Source organism: Azospirillum soli (assembly GCF_017876165.1).
Lineage (GTDB): Bacteria > Pseudomonadota > Alphaproteobacteria > Azospirillales > Azospirillaceae > Azospirillum > Azospirillum soli.
In genome coordinates this window covers 287,960-309,042 of sequence record NZ_JAGINQ010000005.1, presented here as the reverse complement: position 1 = coordinate 309,042, position 21,083 = coordinate 287,960, and the positions used below count along the sequence as shown (strand labels likewise).

Genomic DNA, 21,083 nt, shown 5'->3' with positions numbered 1-21,083 from the left:
GTCAGATCACCCGCGCTTCGTTCTTGAGCTTATCGACCAGAGCCGCCACGTCGGCGACCTTGACGCCGGCCTTGCGCTTGGGCGGCTCGGCCACCTTCAGCGTGGTCAGGCGCGGCGCCACGTCCACCCCCAGCGCGTCCGGCGCGACGGTGTCGATGGGCTTCTTCTTGGCCTTCATGATGTTGGGCAGCGAGGCGTAACGCGGCTCGTTCAGGCGCAGGTCGGCGGTGACCACGGCGGGCAGCTTGAGTTCCACCGTCTCCAGGCCGCCGTCGATCTCGCGGGTGACGGTCACGGTCCCCTCGCCGGGCACGACCTTGGAGGCGAAGGTGCCCTGCGGCCAGCCGAGCAGGGCTGCCAGCATCTGGCCGGTCTGGTTGCAGTCGTCGTCGATGGCCTGCTTGCCCAGGATGACCAGCGTCGGGCCTTCCTTGTCGACCAGCGCCTTGAGCACCTTGGCGACGGCCAGCGGCTGGGTCTCGGCCTCGGTCTGCACCAGGACGCCGCGATCCGCGCCCATGGCCAGCGCGGTGCGCAGCGTCTCCTGCGATGCCGCCGGGCCAACCGACACGACGATGATCTCCGAAGCCTTGCCGGCTTCCTTCAAGCGAACCGCCTCTTCGACGGCGATCTCGTCGAAGGGGTTCATGCTCATCTTCACGTTGGCGGTCTCAACGCCAGTCCCGTCCGCCTTCACGCGGATCTTGACGTTGTAATCGACCACCCGTTTCACGGGCACCAGAACCTTCATGGGGTGTCTCTCCCTCGGATCAGGGCGCCTTTGCGCCGGTGAAGAGGTCCTTGTGGGCGTCGCGCAGCAGGTTCTTCTGAACCTTGCCCATGGTGTTGCGCGGCAGTTCATCGACGAAGAACACGCGCTTCGGCACCTTGAAGTTGGCGAGCTGCTGCTTGCACACCGCGATCACCGCGGCCTCGTCCGGAGCGATGACGCCCGGCTTGCGCAGCACCACGGCGGTCACCGCCTCGCCGAAGTCCGGATGCGGCACGCCGACGACGGCCGATTCAACCACGCCGTCGATGCCGTCGATCACCGTCTCGACTTCCTTCGGATACACGTTGAAGCCGCCGGAGATGATCAGGTCCTTGGCGCGGCCAACGATGTGGACGTAGCCGCGCGCGTCGATCTTGCCCACGTCGCCTGTGATGAAGAAGCCGTCCGGCTTGATTTCTTGGCGGGTCTTTTCCGGCATCCGCCAGTAACCGGAAAAGACGTTCGGTCCCTTGACCTCGATGATGCCGATTTCATCGGTGCCCAACTCGCGGCCCGTTTCCGGATCGACCACGCGGACGCTGACCTCCGGCAGGGGGAAACCCACGGTGCCCGGAATGCGGTCGCCGTTCAGCGGGTTGGAGGTCAGCATGCCGGTCTCGGTCATGCCGTAGCGCTCCAGGATCGCGTGGCCGGTGCGGGCGGAGAATTCCTTGTGCGTGTCGGCCAGCAGCGGCGCGGAGCCGGAGATGAACAGGCGCATGTGCGCCGTGGCTTCCTTCGTCAGGCCCGGATGCGCCAGCAGGCGGGTGTAGAAGGTCGGCACGCCCATCATCACTGTGGCGCGCGGCATCAGCTTCAGCACCTGATCGGCGTCGAACTTCGACAGGAACAGCATCGATGTGCCGTTCAGCAGCATGCAGTTCGTCGCCACGAACAGGCCGTGCGTGTGGAAGATCGGCAACGCGTGCAGCAGCACGTCGTTCGGCTGGAAGCCCCAGTACTGGTGCAGCGTCAGCGCGTTGGACGACAGGTTGCGGTGGCTCATCATGGCGCCCTTGGAGCGCCCGGTGGTCCCCGACGTGTAGAGGATCGCCGCCAGGTCGTCGGCGGAGGCCAGCACGGTCGCGAAGTCCGGATCCAGACCGGCCGCGCGTTCCGGCAGCGTGCCGTCGCCTTTGGTGCCCAGCGTCAGCAGATGCGCGACCTTGGCCTTGTCGGCGGTCTCGCGCAGCCCTTCGGCGGTTTCCGGCTTGGCGACGAAGACGTGCGGCTCGGCGTCGGTCAGGAAATACTCGACCTCGGCCTTGGTGTAGGCGGGGTTCAGCGGCAGGAAGACGCCACCCGCGCGCACGGTCGCCAGATAGAGGACAATGTTCTCGACCGACTTCTCCACCTGCACCGCGACCCGGTCGCCCTTCTTCAGGCCCAGGTCGCTCAGCAGGCGCGCGTAGCGCCCGACGAGCGTGTCCAGATCGCCGTAAGTGACGACCCGCCCGTCGTCCGTCTCCACGAAGGGGCGGCTCCGATCCGCCGGGAAGCGGGAGCGAAACAGGTCGTAGATGTTGTCGCTCGCGGTATCGGTGTCGGCCATGTGCACTCCCTCCCCATGCGCAGGCATTATTGTGAGCAGGGTTTAGCACATGGGAATCGCACGGGCTACATTTTTGTATACAGAAAACGGCCTTATTGTATCCCGCCTCCGCCCATGATGGACACGAATTCAGCGAAGATATCGATCTGAATGGTAACGTGCCGCCGCATGGCGTTATAGGCGCCGTCCGGGTCTCCGGTCAGAATCGCCTCGACCACGTTGTCGTGCTCGTCGAAGCTGTCGCCCACGCGGCTCGGGTGGTTCAGCTGGTAACGGCGGTAGGGCGCCAGCCGCGCGAACAGGCCGCGCGCGATCTCCTGAAGGGGCTCGTTGTGGCTGCCCGCCTGGATCGCCTCGTGAAACTCCCGGTTCAGGGCGTAGTAGGCGTCCAGCTCCCGCGCCTGCATGTGGGCACGGGATGCATCGTGCAGCCGCTTCAGGTTCTGCTTTTCCTCTTCCGACATGCGGCGGGCGGCGTAGCGGGCGCACAAACCCTCGATTTCCGACATCACCTCGAACATCTGCACCATGCGATGCAGCTTCAGCGGGGCGACCACGGCGCCGTGGCGCGGCTGTTTCTCCACCAGCCCCGCATGGACCAGCTGGAGGATCGCCTCGCGAATCGGCGTGCGGGAAATGTTGAAGCGTTGGGCGAGGCTTTCCTCGTCCAGACGGCTGCCCGGCCTCAGCCGGCCGAGGAAGATGTCCTCCTCGATGGCGAGGCGCACCTCGTCGGCGCGGGTGGCGCCCTTCTTCTCATTCGCAGGCTTGTCGTTGATGCCCCTGTCGCTCATCGGGGACGTGTCCTTATCCTCGTCTGCGGCGTTGCGCCGCTCCGGCAAACGCACGACACTCATCGGCATTTCTCCGCAGCTTGTCCAGTCCGCTTGTCCAGCGCCGTTACAACACGCCGCACCGCCTCACTGTATACAATATGTGGACATCCCGTATCCAGCGTGATAGGACTTCGCATCAAGAATGAGAACCGGAAGCCATGATAAGGGCTCCGTTCCTGTGCGGTCTGGGGGAGGATGCGCATGGACTTTGCGCTATCGGAGGAGCAGCAGGCGTTCCGTGACACCGCGCGCGATTTTGCGCGGCTGGAGATGGCGCCGCACGCCGCCCTCTGGGATGAAGAAGGGGTCTTTCCCGTCGATACGCTGCGTCAGGCGGCGGCCCTTGGTTTCGCCGGCATCTATGTGGGCGACGACGTGGGCGGCTCGGGCCTTGGCCGACTCGATGCGGCGGTGATCTTCGAGGAGCTGGCGGCGGCCTGCCCGTCCACGGCGGCCTACATCTCCATCCACAACATGGCGTCGTGGATGATCGACCGCTTCGGCAACCAGGAACAGCGCGAGCGCTTCCTGCCGAAGCTGACGAGCATGGAGCATTTCGCCAGCTATTGCCTGACGGAGCCCGGCGCTGGATCCGACGCGGCCTCTCTGCGTACACGGGCGGAGCGCGACGGCGACCATTACGTCCTGAACGGCTCCAAGGCCTTCATTTCCGGCGGCGGCTCGTCCGACGTCTACGTCTGCATGGTCCGCACGGGCGAGCCGGGGCCGAAGGGCATCTCCTGCCTCGTGGTGGAGAAGGACACGCCCGGCCTGTCCTTTGGCAAGCAGGAGCACAAGCTGGGTTGGAAGAGCCAGCCGACCTCCGCCGTGATCTTCGAGAACTGCCGCGTTCCCGTCGCCAATCGAATCGGCGCGGAGGGCGAGGGGTTCAAGATCGCCATGAAGGGGCTGGACGGCGGGCGCCTGAACATCGCCGCCTGCTCCATCGGCGGCGCGCGCTTCTGTCTGGAGCAGGCCATTGCCTACACGGGCGAGCGCAAGCAGTTCGGCAAGCCGCTGAACGCCTTCCAGGCGCTTCAGTTCAAGATCGCCGACATGGCCACGGAGCTGGACGCGGCCCGCCTGATGCTGCACCGGGCGGCCAGCAGCCTCGACGCCGGCTCGCCCGACGCCACCACCCACTGCGCGATGGCGAAGCGCTTCGCGACCGACATCGGCTTCCAGGTGGTGAACGAGGCGCTGCAGCTGCACGGCGGCTACGGCTACATCAAGGAATACCCGATCGAGCGGTATTTCCGGGATCTGCGCGTGCACCAGATCCTCGAAGGCACCAACGAAATCATGCGCGTCATCATCGCCCGCCAGCTCATCGGCGGCTGATTTCCGTGAATCCGCCGGCGACCAACGCCGGGCGACGTAAAAGGGGGGAAACCATGGCGACTATCGCCTTTATCGGGCTCGGCAACATGGGCGCGCCGATGATGCGCAACCTGTTGAAGGCGGGCCACACGGTCCAGGCCTTCGACCTGTCGGAGGCCGCCTGCACCGCCGCGCGCGAGGCCGGCGCCACCGTCGCCGCCAACCCGGGCGCTGCCGCGGCGGAGGCCGAGGTGGTCGTCACCATGCTGCCCGCCGGCAAGCACGTGCGCGAGGTCTACACCGGCGAGGGCGGCATCATCGCCCGCGCCAAGCCGAACAGCCTGTTCATCGACAGCTCCACCGTGGACGTGGACTCCGCCCGCGCGGTGGCCGAGGCGGCGAAGAAGGCCGGCCACGTCATGGTCGATGCCCCGGTGTCCGGCGGCGTCGGCGGGGCCGAGGCCGGCACGCTGACCTTCATGGTCGGCGGCGACGACGACGCCTTCCAGCGCGCCGAGCCGATCCTCGGCCACATGGGCAAGGCGATCATCCACGCTGGCGGTCCGGGCAACGGCCAGGCCGCGAAGATCTGCAACAACATGATCCTCGGCATCTCGATGATCGCGGTGTCGGAGGCCTTCGCGCTCGCCGAAAAGCTTGGGCTGGAATCGCAGAAGCTGTTCGACATCGCGTCGAAGTCGTCGGGCCAGTGCTGGTCGCTGACCAGCTATTGCCCGGTGCCGGGCCCGGTCCCGACCTCGCCGGCCAACCGCGACTACGCGCCGGGCTTCGCCGCCGCCATGATGCTGAAAGACCTGAAGCTGGCGGTCGAGGCCGGGCAGAGCACCGGCAGCCCGCTGCCGCTGGGCGGTGAGGCGGCCCAGATCTACACCCTGTTCTGCAACGCCGGCTTCGGCGGCAAGGACTTCTCCGGCATCGTGAACATGCTTCGAGGCAAGTCATGAGTGCTGCTGACACTCCCATGTTCGAAGCGCGGGGCGTCTCCCTGCGCTTCGGCGGCGTCCAGGCCCTGACCGACGTCAGCTTCCACATCAAGAAGGGGGAGCTGTTCTCGATCATCGGGCCGAACGGTGCGGGCAAGACCTCCATGGTCAACTGCATCTCCGGCCGCTACCGACCGACCGACGGCAAGGTCTATTTCAAGGGCCAGGACGTCACGGGCATGACGCCCAACCACCGCGCGGCGCTGGGCATCGGCCGCACCTTCCAGAATCTGGCATTGTTCGGCCACATGACGGTGCTCGACAACATCATGGTCGGGCGCCATCACCTGCTGAAGAACAACTTCCTGACCGGCGCGCTCTACTGGTTCACCGGCGCCCGCCAGGAAGAACTGGCGCACCGCCGCGAGGTCGAGGAGATCATCGACTTCCTGGAAATCCAGCACGTCCGCAAGGCGACGGCCGGCACCCTGTCCTACGGCCTGCGCAAGCGTGTGGAGCTGGCCCGCGCCATCGCGCTGAAGCCCGACCTGATCCTCCTGGACGAGCCGATGGCCGGCATGAACCTGGAAGAGAAGGAGGACATGGCCCGCTACATCGTTGACCTCAACGAAGAGTGGGGCATGACCGTGGTCATGATCGAGCACGACATGGGCGTCGTGATGGACATCTCCCACCGCGTGATGGTGCTGGAGTTCGGCAAGAAGATCGCCGAGGGCTCGCCTGAGGAGGTCTTGGCCGATCCGCGCGTCAAGCGCGCCTACCTCGGCGAGGACGACGAGGAAGAGGCCGCCCCCCCGCAGAAGCAGGAGGTCGCGTGATGGCTCTCCCCGATCTGAGCACCTACGATACCCTGCCGAAGCTGCTGACCCTGCACGCGCGCGACCACGGCACCGACGTGGCGATGCGCGAGAAGGACTTTGGCATCTGGCGCGAGTTCACCTGGGCCGACGTGCACGCCCGCGTGCGCGCCTTCACGCTGGGCCTGATCCAGCTGGGCGTTGAGCGCGGCCACGTACTGGCGCTGCTCGGCGACAACCGGCCGGACTGGGTGATGGGCGAAGTCGCCGCCCACGCCATGGGCGCCATGAGCCTCGGCATCTACCGCGACGCCATGGACGAGGAGGTCGCCTACCTCATCACCTACGCCGACGTGCACATCGTCTTCGCGGAGGACGAGGAGCAGGTCGACAAGCTGCTGAACCTCGGCGACCGCCTCCCCACCCTGAAGCGGATCATCTATTCCGACCCGCGCGGCATGCGCAAATACTCCGACCCCCGCCTGATGGAGGCGTCGGAGCTGGTGCGCCTGGGCGAGGAACTGCACAGGCAGAAGCCGAACCTCTACGACGAGATGGTCGCTCAGACGAAGGGCGAGGACGTGGCGGTGCTCTGCACCACATCGGGCACCACCTCCAACCCGAAGCTGGCGATGCTGCCGGCGGGCCGCCTGCTGCGCCACTGCGCCAGCTACCTGTCGGTGGACCCGAAGGGGCCGGAGGACGAGTACGTCTCCGTGCTGCCGCTGTCCTGGATCATGGAGCAGATCTACGCGGTCGGCATGGGCATCCTGTCGCGGATGCGCGTGAACTTCGTCGAGGAAGCCGAGACGATGATGAACGACTTCCGCGAGATCGGGCCGAGCTTCGTGCTCTTCGCCCCGCGCTTGTGGGAGCAGATCGCCGCCGACGTGCGCGCCCGCATGATGGACGCCTCGCCCTTCAAACAGAAGATGTACGACTACGGCATGAAGCTGGGTCTGGAGGCGCTCGCGCAGGGCAAGCGCTCGGCGCTCGCCGACCAGATCCTCTTCCGCGCGCTGCGCGACCGTCTCGGCTTCACCAACCTGAAGTCGGCGGCGACCGGCGGTGCCGCGCTGGGTCCGGACACCTTCAAGTTCTTCCAGGCGCTGGGCGTTCCGCTGCGCCAGATCTACGGCCAGACCGAGACGATGGGCGCCTACACCGTGCACCGCGCGGGCGAGGTGGACTTCGACACCGTCGGCGTGCCCTTCGACGACGGCATCAAGGTCAAGGTGATCGAGCCCGACCAGAACGGCGTCGGCGAGATCGTGGTCAGCCACCCGAACATGTACGCCGGCTATTACCGCAACGAGGCGGCGACGGCCGCCGACATGCACGACGGCTGGATGCACACGGGCGACGCCGGCTACTTCGACAAGAAGGGTCATCTGGTCATCATCGACCGCATCAAGGACATCGCCACCACTGCAAAGGGTGATCGCTTCAGCCCGCAGTACATCGAGAACAAGCTGAAGTTCAGTCCCTATGTGGCTGAGGCCGTCATCCTGGGCGACAAGCGCGAGTACCTGTCGGCGATCATCTGCATCCGCTTCCCCATCGTGTCGAAGTGGGCGGAAAAGAATCGCATCACCTTCACAACCTATTCCGACCTGTCGTCGAAGCCGGAGGTGTACGAGCTGCTGCGCCAGGAGGTGGAGCGCGTCAATTCCACGCTGCCGGAGTATCAGCGGATCAGCAAGTTCCTGCTGCTCTACAAGGAGCTGGACGCCGACGACGGCGAGCTGACCCGCACCCGCAAGGTGCGCCGCGGCGTCATCGCGGAGAAGTACGGCACGATCATCGACGCGATCTACGCGGATCAGCCGGCCATCGACGTGGACACCACCATTACTTTCCAGGACGGCACCAAGCAGCGCATCCGCACGACGCTGAAGGTGGTCGACCTGCTGCCCACGCCGGCTCGCAAGCCGGCCCCGGTGGCGGCGTAGGGGGCGACGATGAACGATAAGAATTTCGCGCGCCGGGGAGGCGAACGCCCATGACCTTGCTCTTCCAGCTTCTCGTGAACGGCCTGATCGTCGGCGCGCTGTACGGCGTCGTGGCGATGTCGTTTGTGCTCATCTACAAGGCCAGCCGCATCGTGAACTTTGCCCAGGGCGAGTTCCTGCTGATCGGCGCCTGGGCCTGCTGGTGGCTGCTGACCTCGTGGCAGCTGCCGTTCTGGATCGGGTTCCCGATCACGCTCGCCTTCATGATGGCGTTCGGCGTCATTCTACAAGTCGTCGTGCTGCGGCCGATGATCGGTGAGCCGATCATCTCCGTCATCATGGTCACCATCGGCCTGTCGATCTTCTTCCAGGCGCTGATGAAGTGGATGTTCGGCGTCTTCGCCAAGCCCTTCCCGCAGATCTTCGCCACCCAGACCATGAACGTCTTCGGGTTGGAGGTGCAGACGGTGTACGTGGTCAGCCTCGCGATCTCGCTGCTGATCATGGCGGGCTTCGGCTGGTTCTTCAAATACTCGCGCCTCGGCCTTGCCATGCGCGCCACCGCCTTCGACCAGCAGGTGGCGCAGTCGCTGGGCATCTCCGTCCGCCAGATGTTCGCCATGAGCTGGGCCATCTCCGCCATGGTGTCGGCGGTGGCGGGTGTCGTGGTCGGCGTCGTCAACGGCGTCTCCTCGGCCCTGTCCTTCTTCGGCATCAAGGTCTTCCCGGCGGTGATCCTCGGCGGTCTGGACAGCGTCATCGGCGCGGTGCTGGGCGGCCTGATCGTCGGCCTGCTGGAGAACTTCGCCCACTACGTGGACAGCCAGTGGCTGAACTGGGGCAACATGTACGAGATCGCCCCCTTCTACGTCCTGATCATCATCCTGATGTTCAAGCCGTACGGCCTGTTCGGCACCAAAGACATCGAGCGCGTGTAAGGAGCGGCCGACATGGCGAACATCAGTCTCATCCCCTGCGGCGACTTCAAAACCACCTACGGCCGCGACACGACCATCTTCCCGACGGTCACCAGCCGCAACTTCGCGATCCTCGGCATCCTGATCCTGCTGGTCTGCCCGGCCTTCATGGACCGCTACTGGCTGAACCTGTGCATTCAGATCGGCTACCTGGGCATCGCGGCGCTGGGCCTGAACATCCTGGTCGGCTTCACCGGCCAGATCTCCATCGGCCACGCGGCTTTCTTCGGCTTCGGCGCCTTCTCCTCGGCCTGGCTGTCGAACAGCTTCGGCATTCCGGTGGCGCTCGCCATCCCGCTGGCCGGCGTGATGACCACGGCGGTCGGCATGATCTTCGGCCTGCCGGCGGCGCGCCTGAAGGGCCTCTATCTCGCCATCGCCACGCTGGCGGCGCAGTACATCCTCCAGGACTTCTTCGGCCGCGCCGACTGGTTCACCGGCGGCGTCGCTGGCACCATCGCCGAGCCGTTCAGCCTGTTCGGCTTCGCCTTCGACACGGACGAGCGCTTCTTCTACGTCGTGCTGGTTTACATGGTCGTCATGTATATCCTGGCGACCAACCTGATGCGCTCGCGCGACGGGCGCGCGCTGGTCGCGGTGCGTGACCATTATCTCTCCGCCGAGATCATGGGCATCAACCTGACCAAGTACCGCACGATGTCCTTCGGCATCTCCGCCTTCTACGCGGGCATCGGCGGCGCGCTCTACGCCCACTATCTCCAGTTCGTGTCGGTGGAGGGCTTCACGATCCTCTTCTCGATCCAGTTCCTCGGCATGATCATCATCGGCGGGCTGGGGTCGATCATGGGCTCGCTGATGGGCACGGCCTTCATGGTTCTGCTGCCGGAAGTGATGCAGGCGCTCACCAACAGCCTCGCCGGGACGGCCATCGACACCGCGCTGAACCTGAAGGAGGCCATCGCCTTCCTGCGCGAGATGGCGATCGGCCTGGTCATCATCCTCTTCCTGGTGTTCGAGCCGGACGGGCTGGCCCACCGCTGGAAGCAGATCAAGGCCTACTGGAAGCTCTACCCCTTCTCGCACTGACCGTTCTGTGAAACCATCCTTCCACCGTCATCCCCGCGAAGGCGGGGATGACGGGAAAAGGGCAGAAAAGCTTCACGCTGGGACCGGCCCCCGCCGGAATCCGAAAAACATAACAAGGGAGAAACGCACTATGAACTTGAAGACCGTGTTGTTCGCCACCGTCGCGCTCACGCTGGGCACCGGCGCCGCTGTCGCCCAGCAGATCCCGGTCGGCCACCTCGCCGACCAGTCGGGCGCGACGTCCGACGTGGGCGTGCCCTTCGCCCAGGGCGTGGCGGACGCGCTTGCCTACATCAACAAGAACGGCGGCGTGGGCGGCACCCAGATGGCCGTCGAGACCGTGGACTACGGCTATCAGGCGCCGCGCGCCATCAGCCAGTACAAGAAGTGGTCGTCGGGCAGCGGCAAGGTCGCGGCCATCCAGGGCTGGGGCACCGCCGACACCGAAGCGCTGACCGGCTTCGTCGGCAAGGACGAGATCCCGTTCTTCTCCGGTTCCTACTCGGGCCATCTGACCGACCCGTCGGGCAAGGGCACGCACGGTTCCAAGCCGTCGCCGTACAACTTCTTCTACGGCCCGTCCTATTCGGACGGCCTGCGCGCCATGCTGATCTGGGCGGCCGAGGACTGGAAGAAGAAGGGCGGCTCGGGCAAGCCGAAGTACGTCCACATGGGCGCCAACCACCCCTATCCGAACGCTCCGAAGGAGGCCGGCGAGGCGCTCGCCAAGGAGCTGGGCTTCGACGTGCTGCCGGCGGTCCAGTTCGCGCTGACGCCGGGCGACTACACCGCCCAGTGCCTGACGCTGAAGGAGGCGGGGGTCAACTACGCCTATCTCGGCAACACGGCCGGTTCGAACATCTCGGTCCTGAAGGCCTGCCAGACGGTCGGCGCGCAGGTCCAGTTCATGGGCAACGTCTGGGGCATGGACGAGAACGCCGCCAAGGCCGCCGGCACGGCCGCCAACGGCGTCATCTTCCCGGTCCGCACCGCGACCATTTGGGGCGACGACGCGCCGGGCATGAAGGTCGTCAAGGAAATCTCCAAGATCTCCGACGCGGCCGGCACCGCCTACCGTCCGGTGCACTACATCTCCGGCATCTGCTCCGCCTACTACATGAAGGAGGCGATGGACTGGGCGAAGGCGAACGGCGGTGTGACTGGTCCGAACATCCGCAAGGGCATGTACCAGAAGAAGGACTGGGTTCCGGCCGGGCTTGAGGGCGTCTGCGTGCCGTCCACCTGGACCGACAGCGACCACCGCGGCATGGACAAGGTCAACGTCTACCGCGCCAACGTGAAGGGCGACACCGGCGGCTCGGTCGAGGAGCTGGTGAAGGGCGGTGCGATCAAGCTTGAGAAGATCGCCACCATCGACGTCCCGCGCAAGCCGGAGTGGCTGGGCTGGTAACCAGCGGAACGACCCCTCCCCGGCCCGCAAGGGCGGGGGAGGGGGCTCCCTGCTTCTCTTCGCATCAGGTGCCGCATGATGAACGCCGACACGGCTGTAGCCCCCGCGCCGACTCCCACCACGGCCAAAGCGCCGCTGCTGTCCGTCAACAACATCGAGGTCGTCTACAACGACGTCATCCTGGTGCTCCGCGGCCTCAGCCTGGAGGTGCCGGAGGGTGAGATCGTCGCTCTCCTCGGCGCCAACGGCGCCGGCAAGTCCACGACGCTGAAGGCCATTTCCGGCCTCCTCAAGACCGAGGACGGCGAGGTCACGCGCGGGGACATCACCTTCGGGGGCCAGCGTATCAACGGCATCGACCCCGACCAGATCGTCCGCCGGGGCATCTTCCAGGTGATGGAAGGCCGCCGCATCATCGGCGACATGACCTGCCAGGAAAACCTGCGCCTTGGCGCCTTCACCCGCCGCGACGGCGGCGTGAAGGACGACATCGACATGGTCTACCACTATTTCCCGCGCCTGAAGGAACGCACCGGCCTCGCCGGATACCTGTCGGGCGGCGAGCAGCAGATGCTCGCCATCGGCCGTGCCATGATGGCCCGCCCGAAGCTGATCCTGATGGACGAGCCCTCCATGGGCCTGTCGCCGCTGATGGTGAAGGAGGTGTTCAGCATCATCCGCCAGATCAACAAGGATCTCGGCGTCACCATCCTCCTGGTCGAACAGAATGCCCGCATGGCGCTCCAGGCCGCGACGCGCGGCTACATCATGGAGAACGGCAAGGTCGTGCTGGACGGCACGGCGGAGGAGTTGCGCAACAACGAGGACGTGAAGGAATTCTACCTCGGCGGCGGCAACGAGGAGCGCAAGAGCTTCAAGAACCTCAAGAGCTTCAAGCGCCGCAAGCGCTGGATTTGAGCAAAGCGGTCGCGCTGGGCCCCCATCCCGACCGTCCCTCACCTTCGGCGGGGGAAGGGGCCTTAAGTTCCCTCCCCCGTACGCAGCTGGGGGAGGGTTAGGGTGGGGGCCCACGGCAGCACCCAATCAGAAATGGCCGGGAGGCATCGGTGGCTGACTTCTACGACTCTCTGGAAACCCGCTCCGCCGACCAGCGCGAGGCGGAGCTGTTCGCGGCGCTTCCCGCGCAGATCGCGCACGCCAAGGCGCACGCCCCCTACTTCAGCCGCCTGCTGGCCGACGTGGATCCGGCCTCCGTCCGCGACCGCGCGGCGCTCGCCCGCCTGCCAGTCACCCGCAAGTCGGACCTGATCGCGCTTCAGAAGGACGCGCCGCCGTTCGGCGGCCTGACCACCGTCGCCATCGGCCAGCTGGCTCGCGTCTTCGCCTCGCCCGGCCCGATTCACGATCCGGAACCGCACGGCACCGATCCCTGGCGCACCGCCCGCGCCCTGTTCGCGTCTGGCATCCGCACCGGCGACCTCGTGCAGAACTGCTTCTCCTACCACCTGACCCCCGCCGGCTCGATGTTCGAGACGGGGGCGCACGCGCTCGCCTGCGCGGTCATTCCGGCCGGCGTCGGCAACACGGAGATGCAGGCCCAGGTCGCCGCCCACCTGAAGCCGAAGGCCTACGTCGGCACGCCGGACTTCCTGAAGATCATCGTGGAGAAGGCCGACGAGTTGGGCCTCGACCTCTCCTCCATCAAGGTCGGCCACGTCACCGGCGGTCCGTTCCTGCCCGACGCCCGCGCCTTCTACGATGGGCGCGGCATCAACGTGTACCAGAGCTACGGCACCGCCGACCTGGGCATCGTCGCGTACGAGACGGAGGCCCGCGCCGGCCTCGTGGTGGACGAGGGCGCCATCATCGAGATTGTGCGCCCCGGCACCGGCGACCCGGTCCCGGAGGGCGAGGTCGGCGAAGTGGTTGTGACCATCTTCAACAAGGCCTACCCGCTGGTCCGCTTCGCCACCGGCGACCTGTCCGCCGTCCTGCCGGGCCAGAGCCCCTGCGGGCGCACCAACATGCGCCTGAAGGGCTGGATGGGCCGCGCCGACCAGACCACCAAGATCAAGGGCATGTTCGTCCACCCGCAGCAGGTTGCCGAGGTGGTCCGCCGTCACCCGCAGATCGCCAAGGCCCGCCTGATCGTCGGCCGCGAGGACGCCAGCGACACCATGACGCTGCGTTGCGAGTCGGGCGAAAGCGGCGAGGCCTTGGCCGCCGCCGTCCGGGAGACCCTCGCGGCGGTCACCAAGCTCAAAGGCACCGTGGAGTTCGTCGCCCCCGGCAGCCTGCCCAACGACGGCAAAGTCATCGAAGACGCCCGCAGCTAAGCCCACCGCCAAGAAAGCATAAGGACCGTAAGTCATGAGCGCCTCCACCGACCTCCAGCTCGACCCCTTCGCGCTCGCCAAGGAGCTGTCGGGCAAGCACTTCATCGGGGGTGAGTTCCGTCCGGCCGCGTCGGGCAAGACCTTCCCCGTCGTCAACCCGGCCACCGGCGAGACCGTCGCCGAGGCCGCCTACGGCGAGGCCGTCGACGTGGACGCCGCCGTCGCCGCCGCGAAGGCCGCCCAGAAGGAGTGGGCCAAGCGCCCGGCGCGCGAGCGCGGCAAGCTGGTGGCCGAGTGCGGGCGCATCCTCGACGCCCACAAGGAAGAGATCGCCAAGCTGATCGCGCTGGAAACCGGCAAGGCGCTGCGCACCGAGTCGCGCGTTGAGGCCGGCGTCCTGTCCGACGCGTTCGTCTTCTTCGGCGGTCTGGCGCCGGAGCTGAAGGGCGAGACCGTGCCCTTCAACCCCAACATGATCACCATGACCGTGCGCGAGCCGATCGGCGTCGTCGGCGCGATCATCCCGTGGAACGTGCCGCTGCTGCTGATGGCGCTGAAGATCGCCCCGGCCATGGTCGCCGGCAACGCGGTGGTGGTGAAGTCGGCGGAAGAGGCGCCGCTCGCCGTGCTGCGCGTTGTCGAACTCATCAACACGGTCATCCCGGCCGGCGTCGTGAACATCCTCTCCGGCTTCGGTCCGGAGTGCGGCGCGCCGCTGGTCGCGCACAAGGACGTGCACAAAGTGACCTTCACCGGCTCGGTCGAGACCGGCAAGATCGTTTCCAAGACCGCCGCCGACAAGCTGATTCCGGTGACGCTGGAACTGGGCGGCAAGAGCCCGATGATCGTCTGCGGCGACGCCGACATCGAGCAGGCCATCGCGGGCGCTATCGCCGGCATGCGCTTCACCCGCCAGGGCCAGAGCTGCACCGCCGCGTCGCGCATCTTCGTCCACGACAGCATCCACGACGTGTTCGTCGAGAAGCTGAAGGAGAAGGTCAACGCCATGAAGATGGGCGACCCTCTCGACGAGACGACCGACATCGGCACCATCGTGTCGCCGCAGCAGATGGACCGCGTGCAGTCCTACATCGCCATCGGCAAGGAAGGCGGGGCAACCGCGCATGTCTGCTCGGCCATGCCGGTCGATCCGAAGCTGACCAAGGGCCTGTACGTGCAGCCGCACATCTTCACCGGCGTGAAGAACAGCGACCGCATCGCGCAGGAGGAAATCTTTGGCCCGGTCTGCTGCGTCATCCGCTGGACCGACTATGAAGAGGTGATCGCGCAGGCCAACGACACTGAATACGGCCTCGCCGCCACCATCTGGACCCGCGACCTGAAGCTGGCGATGGACGCGGTGACCCGTCTGGAGGCGGGCTTCGTGCAGGTGAACCAGAACCTCGTCGTGCAGCCGAACCTGAGCTACGGCGGCGTCAAGTCCTCCGGCCTCGGCAAGGAAGCCACGCTGGAGGCCATGCTGGAACACTTCACCCACAAGAAGACGATCATCATCAACATGAAGTAAGTCCGGTAGCCCGGCCCCCATCCCAACCTTCCCCCACTTCGCGGGGGAAGGAGCCCTAAATCCCCTCCCCCGTCGAAGATGGGGGAGGGTTAGGGTGGGGGCCGAACACAGGAGCTTTCGACCGGCTCCGGGGCTTGCCATACCCAGCCCCATACGCTACCGTATGGCCCGGCCATACGCTGCCGTATGGAACAAAGAAAAACATCACCGGGGGGAGCGCCCACACCATGCTGTCCAACCAGTACCCGACCCTGAACTTCGACCTCGGCGAATCGGCGGACATGCTGCGCGATTCGGTGCGCGGCTTTGCCGCCGACCAGATCGCGCCCCGCGCCGCCGAGATCGACCAGACCAACGAGTTCCCGAACGAGTTGTGGCGCAAGCTGGGCGACCTCGGCGTGCTCGGCGTCACGGTGGAGGAGGAGTATGGCGGCGCCGGCATGGGCTATCTGGAGCATGTCGTGGCGATGGAGGAAATCTCCCGCGCCTCCGCCTCGGTCGGCCTCAGCTACGGCGCCCACTCCAACCTCTGCGTCAACCAGATCCGCAAGAACGGCACCGAGGAGCAGAAGCGCCGCTACCTGCCCAAGCTGATCTCGGGCGAGCACATCGGCGCGCTCGCCATGTCGGAGCCGAACGCCGGGTCCGACGTGGTGTCCATGAAGCTGCGCGCCGAGAAGAAGGGCGACCGTTACGTCCTGAACGGCACCAAGATGTGGATCACCAACGGCCCCGACGCCGACACGCTGGTGATCTACGCCAAGACCGACGTGAACGCCGGCCCGCGCGGCATCACCGCCTTCCTGGTCGAGAAGGGCTTCAAGGGCTTCTCGGTCGCGCAGAAGCTGGACAAACTGGGCATGCGCGGCTCGAACACCGGCGAGCTGGTGTTCGAGGACTGCGAGGTGCCGGAGGAGAACATCCTCGGCGGCGTTGGGCGCGGCGTGAACGTGCTGATGTCCGGCCTGGACTATGAGCGCGCGGTGCTGGCCGGCGGGCCGCTGGGCATCATGCAAGCCTGCATGGACGTGGTCATCCCCTACGTCCACGACCGCAAGCAGTTCGGCCAGCCGATCGGCGAGTTCCAGCTGATGCAGGGCAAGATCGCCGACATGTACACGATCATGAACGCCGCCAAGGCGTACGTGTACACCGTTGCCAAGGCTTGCGACCGGGGCGAGACCACCCGCAAGGACGCGGCCGCCGCGATCCTGTTCGCCGCCGAAAAGGCGACCTGGATGGCGCTGGAAGCCATCCAAACCCTGGGCGGCAATGGCTACATCAACGAATACCCGACGGGCCGCCTGCTGCGCGACGCCAAGCTCTATGAGATCGGCGCCGGCACCAGCGAGATCCGCCGTATGCTGATCGGCCGCGAACTCTTCAAAGAGACGGCGTAAGGGAAGGGAATCACGGACATGACGGACACCGTTGTCATCGCGGGTGCCGCCCGCACGCCGATGGGCGGCTTCCAGGGCGAGTTGCAGGGGCTGACCGCGCCGCAGCTGGGATCGGCCGCGATCAAGGCCGCCATCGAGCGTGCCGGCGTGAAGCCCGACGCGGTCGAGGAGGTGTTCATGGGGAACGTGCTGCCGGCCGGCCTGGGGCAGGCGCCCGCCCGTCAGGCATCGCTCGGCGCCGGCATCCCGGAGGCCGCGGGTTGCACGACCATCTCCAAGGTGTGTGGCTCGGGCATGAAGGCGGTCATGTTCGCCCACGACCTGATCAAGGCCGGCACGGCCGAGGTCATCGTGGCCGGCGGCATGGAGAGCATGTCCAACGCCCCCTACCTGCTGGACCGCGCGCGCGGCGGCTACCGCATGGGCCACGGCCGCGTGCTCGACCACATGTTCCTGGACGGGCTTGAGGACGCCTACGACCGTGGCCGCCTGATGGGCACCTTCGCGGAGGAGTGCGCCCAGCACTACCAGTTCACCCGTGAGGCGCAGGACAACTACGCCATCGAGAGCCTAGCCCGCGCCAAGCGCGCCACCGAGGACGGTAGCTTCCGCAAGGAAATCACCGCCGTCACCGTGAAGGGCCGCAAGGGCGACACGGTGATCGAGGTGGACGAGCAGCCGCTGAAGGCCGACCCGTCCAAGATCCCGACGCTGAAGCCCGCCTTCGCCAAGGACGGCACGGTGACGGCGGCCAACGCCTCCTCCATCTCCGACGGCGCCGCCGCGCTGGTCCTGACCACCCGTTCCAACGCGGAGAAGCAGGGCCTTCAGATCCTCGCCGAGATCAAGGCCCACTCCAACCACGCCCAGACTCCGGCTTGGTTCACCACTGCCCCCGTGGGCGCCATCCAGAAGGTCCTTGAACGCGCCGGCTGGTCGGCCAAGGACGTGGACCTGTTCGAGTTGAACGAGGCCTTTGCGGTGGTCGCCATGGCGGCGATGCGTGAACTCGACATCCCGCACGACAAGCTGAACGTCCACGGCGGCGCCTGCGCGCTAGGCCACCCCATCGGCGCCTCGGGCGCCCGCATCCTGGTGACGCTTCTGTCCGCCCTGGAAAAGAACGGGCTGAAGCGCGGCGTAGCAAGCCTCTGCATCGGCGGCGGCGAGGCCACGGCTGTGGCGGTGGAGTTGGTCTGAGCGAAGCGGCAAAAGTTCCCTCTCCCCTCCGGGGAGAGGGTTAGGGTGAGGGGGTTGCGCGACGCTGGTACGTCCGGCATACGCGCATCCCCCTCACCCCGACCCTCTCCCCGGAGGGGAGAGGGAGAATAAGGGGAGGGAAAAACATGCGGCTGACGGAAGAGCAGCAGATGGTGCGCGACATGGCGCGCGCGTTCTCGGCCGAGCGGCTGGCGCCGACGGCGGCCGAGCGGGACCGGACCGGGGCCTTCCCGAAGGCCGAACTGGCCGAAATGGGCAAGCTCGGCCTGATGGGCATGCTGGTGCCGGAGGAATACGACGGGGCCGGCACCGACCACGTCGCCTACGCGCTTGCCATTGAGGAGATCGCGGCGGGCGACGGCGCCATCTCCACCATCATGAGCGTGCACAACTCCGTCGGCTGCATGCCGATCCTGAAGTTCGGCAACGCCGAGCAGAAGGAACGCTTCCTGAAGCCGATGGCGCGCGGCGAACAGCTCGGCTGCTTCTGCCTGACCGAGCCGCAGGCGGGATCCGACGCCTCGGCCATCAAGACCAGGGCGCGCCGGGACGGCAACCACTGGGTCCTGAACGGCACCAAGCAGTTCATCACCTCGGGCCGGAACGCTGACGTCGCCATCGTCTTCGCGGTCAGCGACCCGGAGGCCGGCAAGAAGGGCATTACCGCCTTCATCGTGCCGACCGACACCCCCGGCTATCAGGTCGCGCGGGTGGAGGAGAAGCTGGGGCAAAGCTGCTCCGACACCTGCCAGATTGTGCTGGAGGACTGCCGAATCCCGGCCGACCTGATGCTCGGCCCGGAGGGCGGCGGCTACAAGGTGGCGCTCGCCAACCTAGAGGGCGGGCGCATCGGCATCGCGTCGCAGTCGGTGGGCATGGCGCGCGCAGCGCTCGACCACGCCATCCGCTACGCCCAGGAGCGGCAGAGCATGGGCGTGCCGATCATCCAGCATCAGGCGGTGGCCTTCCGGCTGGCCGACATGGCGACCCGTGTCGAGGCGGCGCGGCAGCTCGTCCTGCACGCCGCCAGCTTGCGCGACGCCGGCGAGCCCTGCCTGAAGGAAGCGGCGATGGCGAAGCTCTACGCCTCGGAAATGGCCGAGAGGGTCTGCTCCGACGCGATCCAGATCCACGGCGGCTACGGCTACCTGAACGACTTCCCCGTCGAGCGCATCTACCGCGACGTGCGGGTCTGCCAGATCTACGAGGGCACCAGCGACATCCAGCGGCTCGTCATCAGCCGGGCCTTGGTCCAATGAGGGACGCGTTTGCCGTTGGGTTTTGCTCCGCTAAACCCAACCTACGAATCCACCCGTAGGTTGGGTTGAGGCAAAGCCGAAACCCAACACCGGTCACACGAGACCACGACGAATAAGAAGAGACGGGAGGACGACGGCCATGACCGTCCTGAAGAGCGCCCTGAACCCGCGCTCCGCCGAGTTCCAGACGAACGCCGACGCCATGTCGTCCCTGGTGGCCGACCTGCGCGAGAAGGTGTCGGCCATCAAGCAGGGCGGCGGCGCGAAGGCCCGCGACAAGCACCTGTCGCGCGGCAAGCTGCTGCCGCGCGAGCGCATTCGCCAGCTTCTCGACGTCGGCTCGCCGTTCCTGGAACTGTCGCAGATGGCCGCCTACAAGGTCTATGACGACGACGTTCCGGCGGCCGGCATCATCACCGGCATCGGCAGCGTCGCCGGCCAGGAATGCATGGTCGTCACCAACGACGCCACGGTTAAGGGCGGCACCTACTACCCCCTGACCGTCAAGAAGCACCTGCGCGCGCAGGAGGTTGCGCAGCAGAACAATCTCCCTTGCATCTACCTTGTGGACTCCGGCGGCGCCAACCTGCCGAACCAGGACGAGGTCTTCCCCGATCGCGACCATTTCGGGCGCATCTTCTTCAACCAGGCCAACATGTCCGCCCAGGGCATCCCGCAAATCGCGGTGGTCATGGGCAGCTGCACGGCCGGCGGCGCCTACGTCCCGGCCATGTCGGACGAGGCGATCATCGTCCGCAACCAGGGCACCATCTTCCTCGGCGGCCCGCCGCTGGTGAAGGCGGCGACGGGCGAGGTGGTGTCGGCGGAGGATCTGGGCGGCGCCGACGTGCACTCCCGCACCTCCGGCGTAACCGACCATTACGCGATGAACGACGCGCACGCGCTCGCCATGGCGCGCAAGGTCGTGTCGAACCTGAACCGCAGCAAGCGCATCGACATGGACTTGCGCGAGCCGCAGGACCCCGCCTACGACCCGCGCGAGCTTTACGGCGTCATCCCCAGCGACCCGCGCAAGCCCTTCGACGTGCGCGAGGTGATCGCCCGCGTCGTGGACGGCTCGGTGCTGGACGAGTTCAAGCCGCTGTACGGCACGACGCTGGTCTGCGGCTTCGCGCACATCTTCGGCTATCCGGTCGGCATCATCGCGAACAACGGCATCCTGTTCAGCGAATCCGCCCTGAAGGGCGCGCATTTCGTGGAGCTGTGCTGCCAGCGCGGCATTCCGCTGGTCTTCCTCCAGAACATCACCGGCTTCATGGTCGGCCGGAAATACGAGTCCGGCGGCATCGCCAAGGACGGCGCCAAGCTGGTCACCGCCGTCGCCTGCGCCAAGGTGCCGAAGTTCACGGTCATCATCGGCGGCAGCTACGGTGCCGGCAACTACGGTATGTGCGGTCGCGCCTATTCCCCACGCTTCCTGTGGATGTGGCCGAACTCCCGCATCTCCGTCATGGGCGGGGAGCAGGCGGCCGGCGTGCTCGCCCAGGTCCGCCGCGATGCCATGGAAGCCCAGGGCAAGTCCTGGCCGGCGGAGGAGGAGGAAGCCTTCAAAGCCCCAATCCGCCAGCAGTACGAACACCAGGGTCACCCCTACTACGCGTCCGCCCGCCTGTGGGACGACGGCATCATCGACCCGGCGGACACCCGCATGGTCCTCGGCCTCGGCCTCTCGGCCAGTCTCAACGCGCCGGTCGAAAAGACCACCTTCGGCGTCTTCCGGATGTGAGG

The 21,083-nt window shown here is 66.5% G+C and carries 17 protein-coding genes; 14 read left to right on the top strand and 3 right to left on the bottom strand.

What is annotated here, in order from left to right; translation table 11 throughout:
- Nucleotide 1 precedes the first annotated feature (1 nt).
- From J2852_RS11090 to J2852_RS11080, 3 genes are all read right to left on the bottom strand, one after another.
- On the bottom strand, nucleotides 2-751 hold the full coding sequence (locus tag J2852_RS11090; RefSeq protein ID WP_209875276.1) for an electron transfer flavoprotein subunit beta/FixA family protein: 750 nt from the start codon (nucleotides 749-751) through the stop codon (nucleotides 2-4).
- A gap of 19 nt (nucleotides 752-770) precedes the next feature.
- The gene (locus J2852_RS11085) at nucleotides 771-2,324 is read right to left on the bottom strand and encodes a malonate--CoA ligase (RefSeq protein WP_209875275.1); all 1,554 of its coding nucleotides are present in this window, start codon (nucleotides 2,322-2,324) and stop codon (nucleotides 771-773) included.
- A 92-nt stretch (nucleotides 2,325-2,416) separates the two neighbouring features.
- Nucleotides 2,417-3,181 (bottom strand): GntR family transcriptional regulator, encoded by a 765-nt coding sequence (locus J2852_RS11080; RefSeq protein ID WP_343206720.1) that lies wholly within the window; start codon nucleotides 3,179-3,181, stop codon nucleotides 2,417-2,419.
- A gap of 180 nt (nucleotides 3,182-3,361) precedes the next feature.
- Here J2852_RS11080 and J2852_RS11075 point away from each other — a divergent pair, with 180 nt between their 5' ends.
- The 14 genes from J2852_RS11075 (at nucleotide 3,362) to J2852_RS11010 (ending at nucleotide 21,081) form a co-directional block, all read left to right on the top strand.
- Nucleotides 3,362-4,501 carry an isobutyryl-CoA dehydrogenase gene (locus J2852_RS11075; protein ID WP_209875274.1) on the top strand — a complete coding sequence of 380 codons (1,140 nt, stop codon included), beginning with the start codon at nucleotides 3,362-3,364 and terminating at the stop codon, nucleotides 4,499-4,501.
- A gap of 53 nt (nucleotides 4,502-4,554) precedes the next feature.
- Nucleotides 4,555-5,445 (top strand): 3-hydroxyisobutyrate dehydrogenase, encoded by an 891-nt coding sequence (gene mmsB / locus J2852_RS11070; protein ID WP_209875269.1) that lies wholly within the window; start codon nucleotides 4,555-4,557, stop codon nucleotides 5,443-5,445.
- On the top strand, nucleotides 5,442-6,263 hold the full coding sequence (locus tag J2852_RS11065) for an ABC transporter ATP-binding protein (protein WP_209875267.1): 822 nt from the start codon (nucleotides 5,442-5,444) through the stop codon (nucleotides 6,261-6,263). The genes mmsB and J2852_RS11065 overlap by 4 nt, the downstream gene beginning before the upstream one ends.
- Complete coding sequence (locus J2852_RS11060) at nucleotides 6,263-8,194, top strand: long-chain fatty acid--CoA ligase (RefSeq protein ID WP_209875265.1); 1,932 nt, start codon at nucleotides 6,263-6,265, stop codon at nucleotides 8,192-8,194. Before J2852_RS11065 ends, J2852_RS11060 begins: the two co-directional genes overlap by 1 nt.
- Before the next feature lie 50 nt (nucleotides 8,195-8,244).
- Nucleotides 8,245-9,132, top strand: a complete 888-nt coding sequence (locus J2852_RS11055; protein ID WP_209875263.1) for a branched-chain amino acid ABC transporter permease — start codon at nucleotides 8,245-8,247, stop codon at nucleotides 9,130-9,132.
- A 12-nt stretch (nucleotides 9,133-9,144) separates the two neighbouring features.
- On the top strand, nucleotides 9,145-10,218 hold the full coding sequence (locus tag J2852_RS11050) for a branched-chain amino acid ABC transporter permease (RefSeq protein ID WP_209875261.1): 1,074 nt from the start codon (nucleotides 9,145-9,147) through the stop codon (nucleotides 10,216-10,218).
- Nucleotides 10,219-10,348: 130 nt separating this feature from the next.
- Nucleotides 10,349-11,629 carry an ABC transporter substrate-binding protein gene (locus J2852_RS11045; RefSeq protein ID WP_209875259.1) on the top strand — a complete coding sequence of 427 codons (1,281 nt, stop codon included), beginning with the start codon at nucleotides 10,349-10,351 and terminating at the stop codon, nucleotides 11,627-11,629.
- A gap of 78 nt (nucleotides 11,630-11,707) precedes the next feature.
- Nucleotides 11,708-12,547: an ABC transporter ATP-binding protein gene (locus tag J2852_RS11040; RefSeq protein WP_209875314.1), complete on the top strand. Its 840-nt coding sequence runs from the start codon at nucleotides 11,708-11,710 to the stop codon at nucleotides 12,545-12,547.
- A 149-nt stretch (nucleotides 12,548-12,696) separates the two neighbouring features.
- Complete coding sequence (locus J2852_RS11035; RefSeq protein WP_209875257.1) at nucleotides 12,697-13,926, top strand: phenylacetate--CoA ligase family protein; 1,230 nt, start codon at nucleotides 12,697-12,699, stop codon at nucleotides 13,924-13,926.
- A gap of 34 nt (nucleotides 13,927-13,960) precedes the next feature.
- Nucleotides 13,961-15,454, top strand: a complete 1,494-nt coding sequence (locus J2852_RS11030; protein WP_209875255.1) for an aldehyde dehydrogenase family protein — start codon at nucleotides 13,961-13,963, stop codon at nucleotides 15,452-15,454.
- A 227-nt stretch (nucleotides 15,455-15,681) separates the two neighbouring features.
- Nucleotides 15,682-16,854 (top strand): isovaleryl-CoA dehydrogenase, encoded by a 1,173-nt coding sequence (locus J2852_RS11025; protein WP_209875253.1) that lies wholly within the window; start codon nucleotides 15,682-15,684, stop codon nucleotides 16,852-16,854.
- Nucleotides 16,855-16,872: 18 nt separating this feature from the next.
- Nucleotides 16,873-18,054: an acetyl-CoA C-acyltransferase gene (locus tag J2852_RS11020; protein WP_209875251.1), complete on the top strand. Its 1,182-nt coding sequence runs from the start codon at nucleotides 16,873-16,875 to the stop codon at nucleotides 18,052-18,054.
- 146 nt (nucleotides 18,055-18,200) lie between these two features.
- Nucleotides 18,201-19,334 carry an acyl-CoA dehydrogenase gene (locus J2852_RS11015; RefSeq protein ID WP_209875249.1) on the top strand — a complete coding sequence of 378 codons (1,134 nt, stop codon included), beginning with the start codon at nucleotides 18,201-18,203 and terminating at the stop codon, nucleotides 19,332-19,334.
- A gap of 139 nt (nucleotides 19,335-19,473) precedes the next feature.
- Complete coding sequence (locus tag J2852_RS11010; protein WP_209875247.1) at nucleotides 19,474-21,081, top strand: carboxyl transferase domain-containing protein; 1,608 nt, start codon at nucleotides 19,474-19,476, stop codon at nucleotides 21,079-21,081.
- Nucleotides 21,082-21,083: the final 2 nt, after the last annotated feature.

Coding starts and splice junctions, on each gene's coding strand:
- J2852_RS11090 (WP_209875276.1), bottom strand. CDS start 751: ATGAAGGTTCTGGTGCCCGTGAAACGGGTGGTCGATTACAACGTCAAG.
- J2852_RS11085 (WP_209875275.1), bottom strand. CDS start 2,324: ATGGCCGACACCGATACCGCGAGCGACAACATCTACGACCTGTTTCGC.
- J2852_RS11080 (WP_343206720.1), bottom strand. CDS start 3,181: ATGAGTGTCGTGCGTTTGCCGGAGCGGCGCAACGCCGCAGACGAGGAT.
- J2852_RS11075 (WP_209875274.1), top strand. CDS start 3,362: ATGGACTTTGCGCTATCGGAGGAGCAGCAGGCGTTCCGTGACACCGCG.
- mmsB (WP_209875269.1), top strand. CDS start 4,555: ATGGCGACTATCGCCTTTATCGGGCTCGGCAACATGGGCGCGCCGATG.
- J2852_RS11065 (WP_209875267.1), top strand. CDS start 5,442: ATGAGTGCTGCTGACACTCCCATGTTCGAAGCGCGGGGCGTCTCCCTG.
- J2852_RS11060 (WP_209875265.1), top strand. CDS start 6,263: ATGGCTCTCCCCGATCTGAGCACCTACGATACCCTGCCGAAGCTGCTG.
- J2852_RS11055 (WP_209875263.1), top strand. CDS start 8,245: ATGACCTTGCTCTTCCAGCTTCTCGTGAACGGCCTGATCGTCGGCGCG.
- J2852_RS11050 (WP_209875261.1), top strand. CDS start 9,145: ATGGCGAACATCAGTCTCATCCCCTGCGGCGACTTCAAAACCACCTAC.
- J2852_RS11045 (WP_209875259.1), top strand. CDS start 10,349: ATGAACTTGAAGACCGTGTTGTTCGCCACCGTCGCGCTCACGCTGGGC.
- J2852_RS11040 (WP_209875314.1), top strand. CDS start 11,708: ATGAACGCCGACACGGCTGTAGCCCCCGCGCCGACTCCCACCACGGCC.
- J2852_RS11030 (WP_209875255.1), top strand. CDS start 13,961: ATGAGCGCCTCCACCGACCTCCAGCTCGACCCCTTCGCGCTCGCCAAG.
- J2852_RS11025 (WP_209875253.1), top strand. CDS start 15,682: ATGCTGTCCAACCAGTACCCGACCCTGAACTTCGACCTCGGCGAATCG.
- J2852_RS11020 (WP_209875251.1), top strand. CDS start 16,873: ATGACGGACACCGTTGTCATCGCGGGTGCCGCCCGCACGCCGATGGGC.
- J2852_RS11015 (WP_209875249.1), top strand. CDS start 18,201: ATGCGGCTGACGGAAGAGCAGCAGATGGTGCGCGACATGGCGCGCGCG.
- J2852_RS11010 (WP_209875247.1), top strand. CDS start 19,474: ATGACCGTCCTGAAGAGCGCCCTGAACCCGCGCTCCGCCGAGTTCCAG.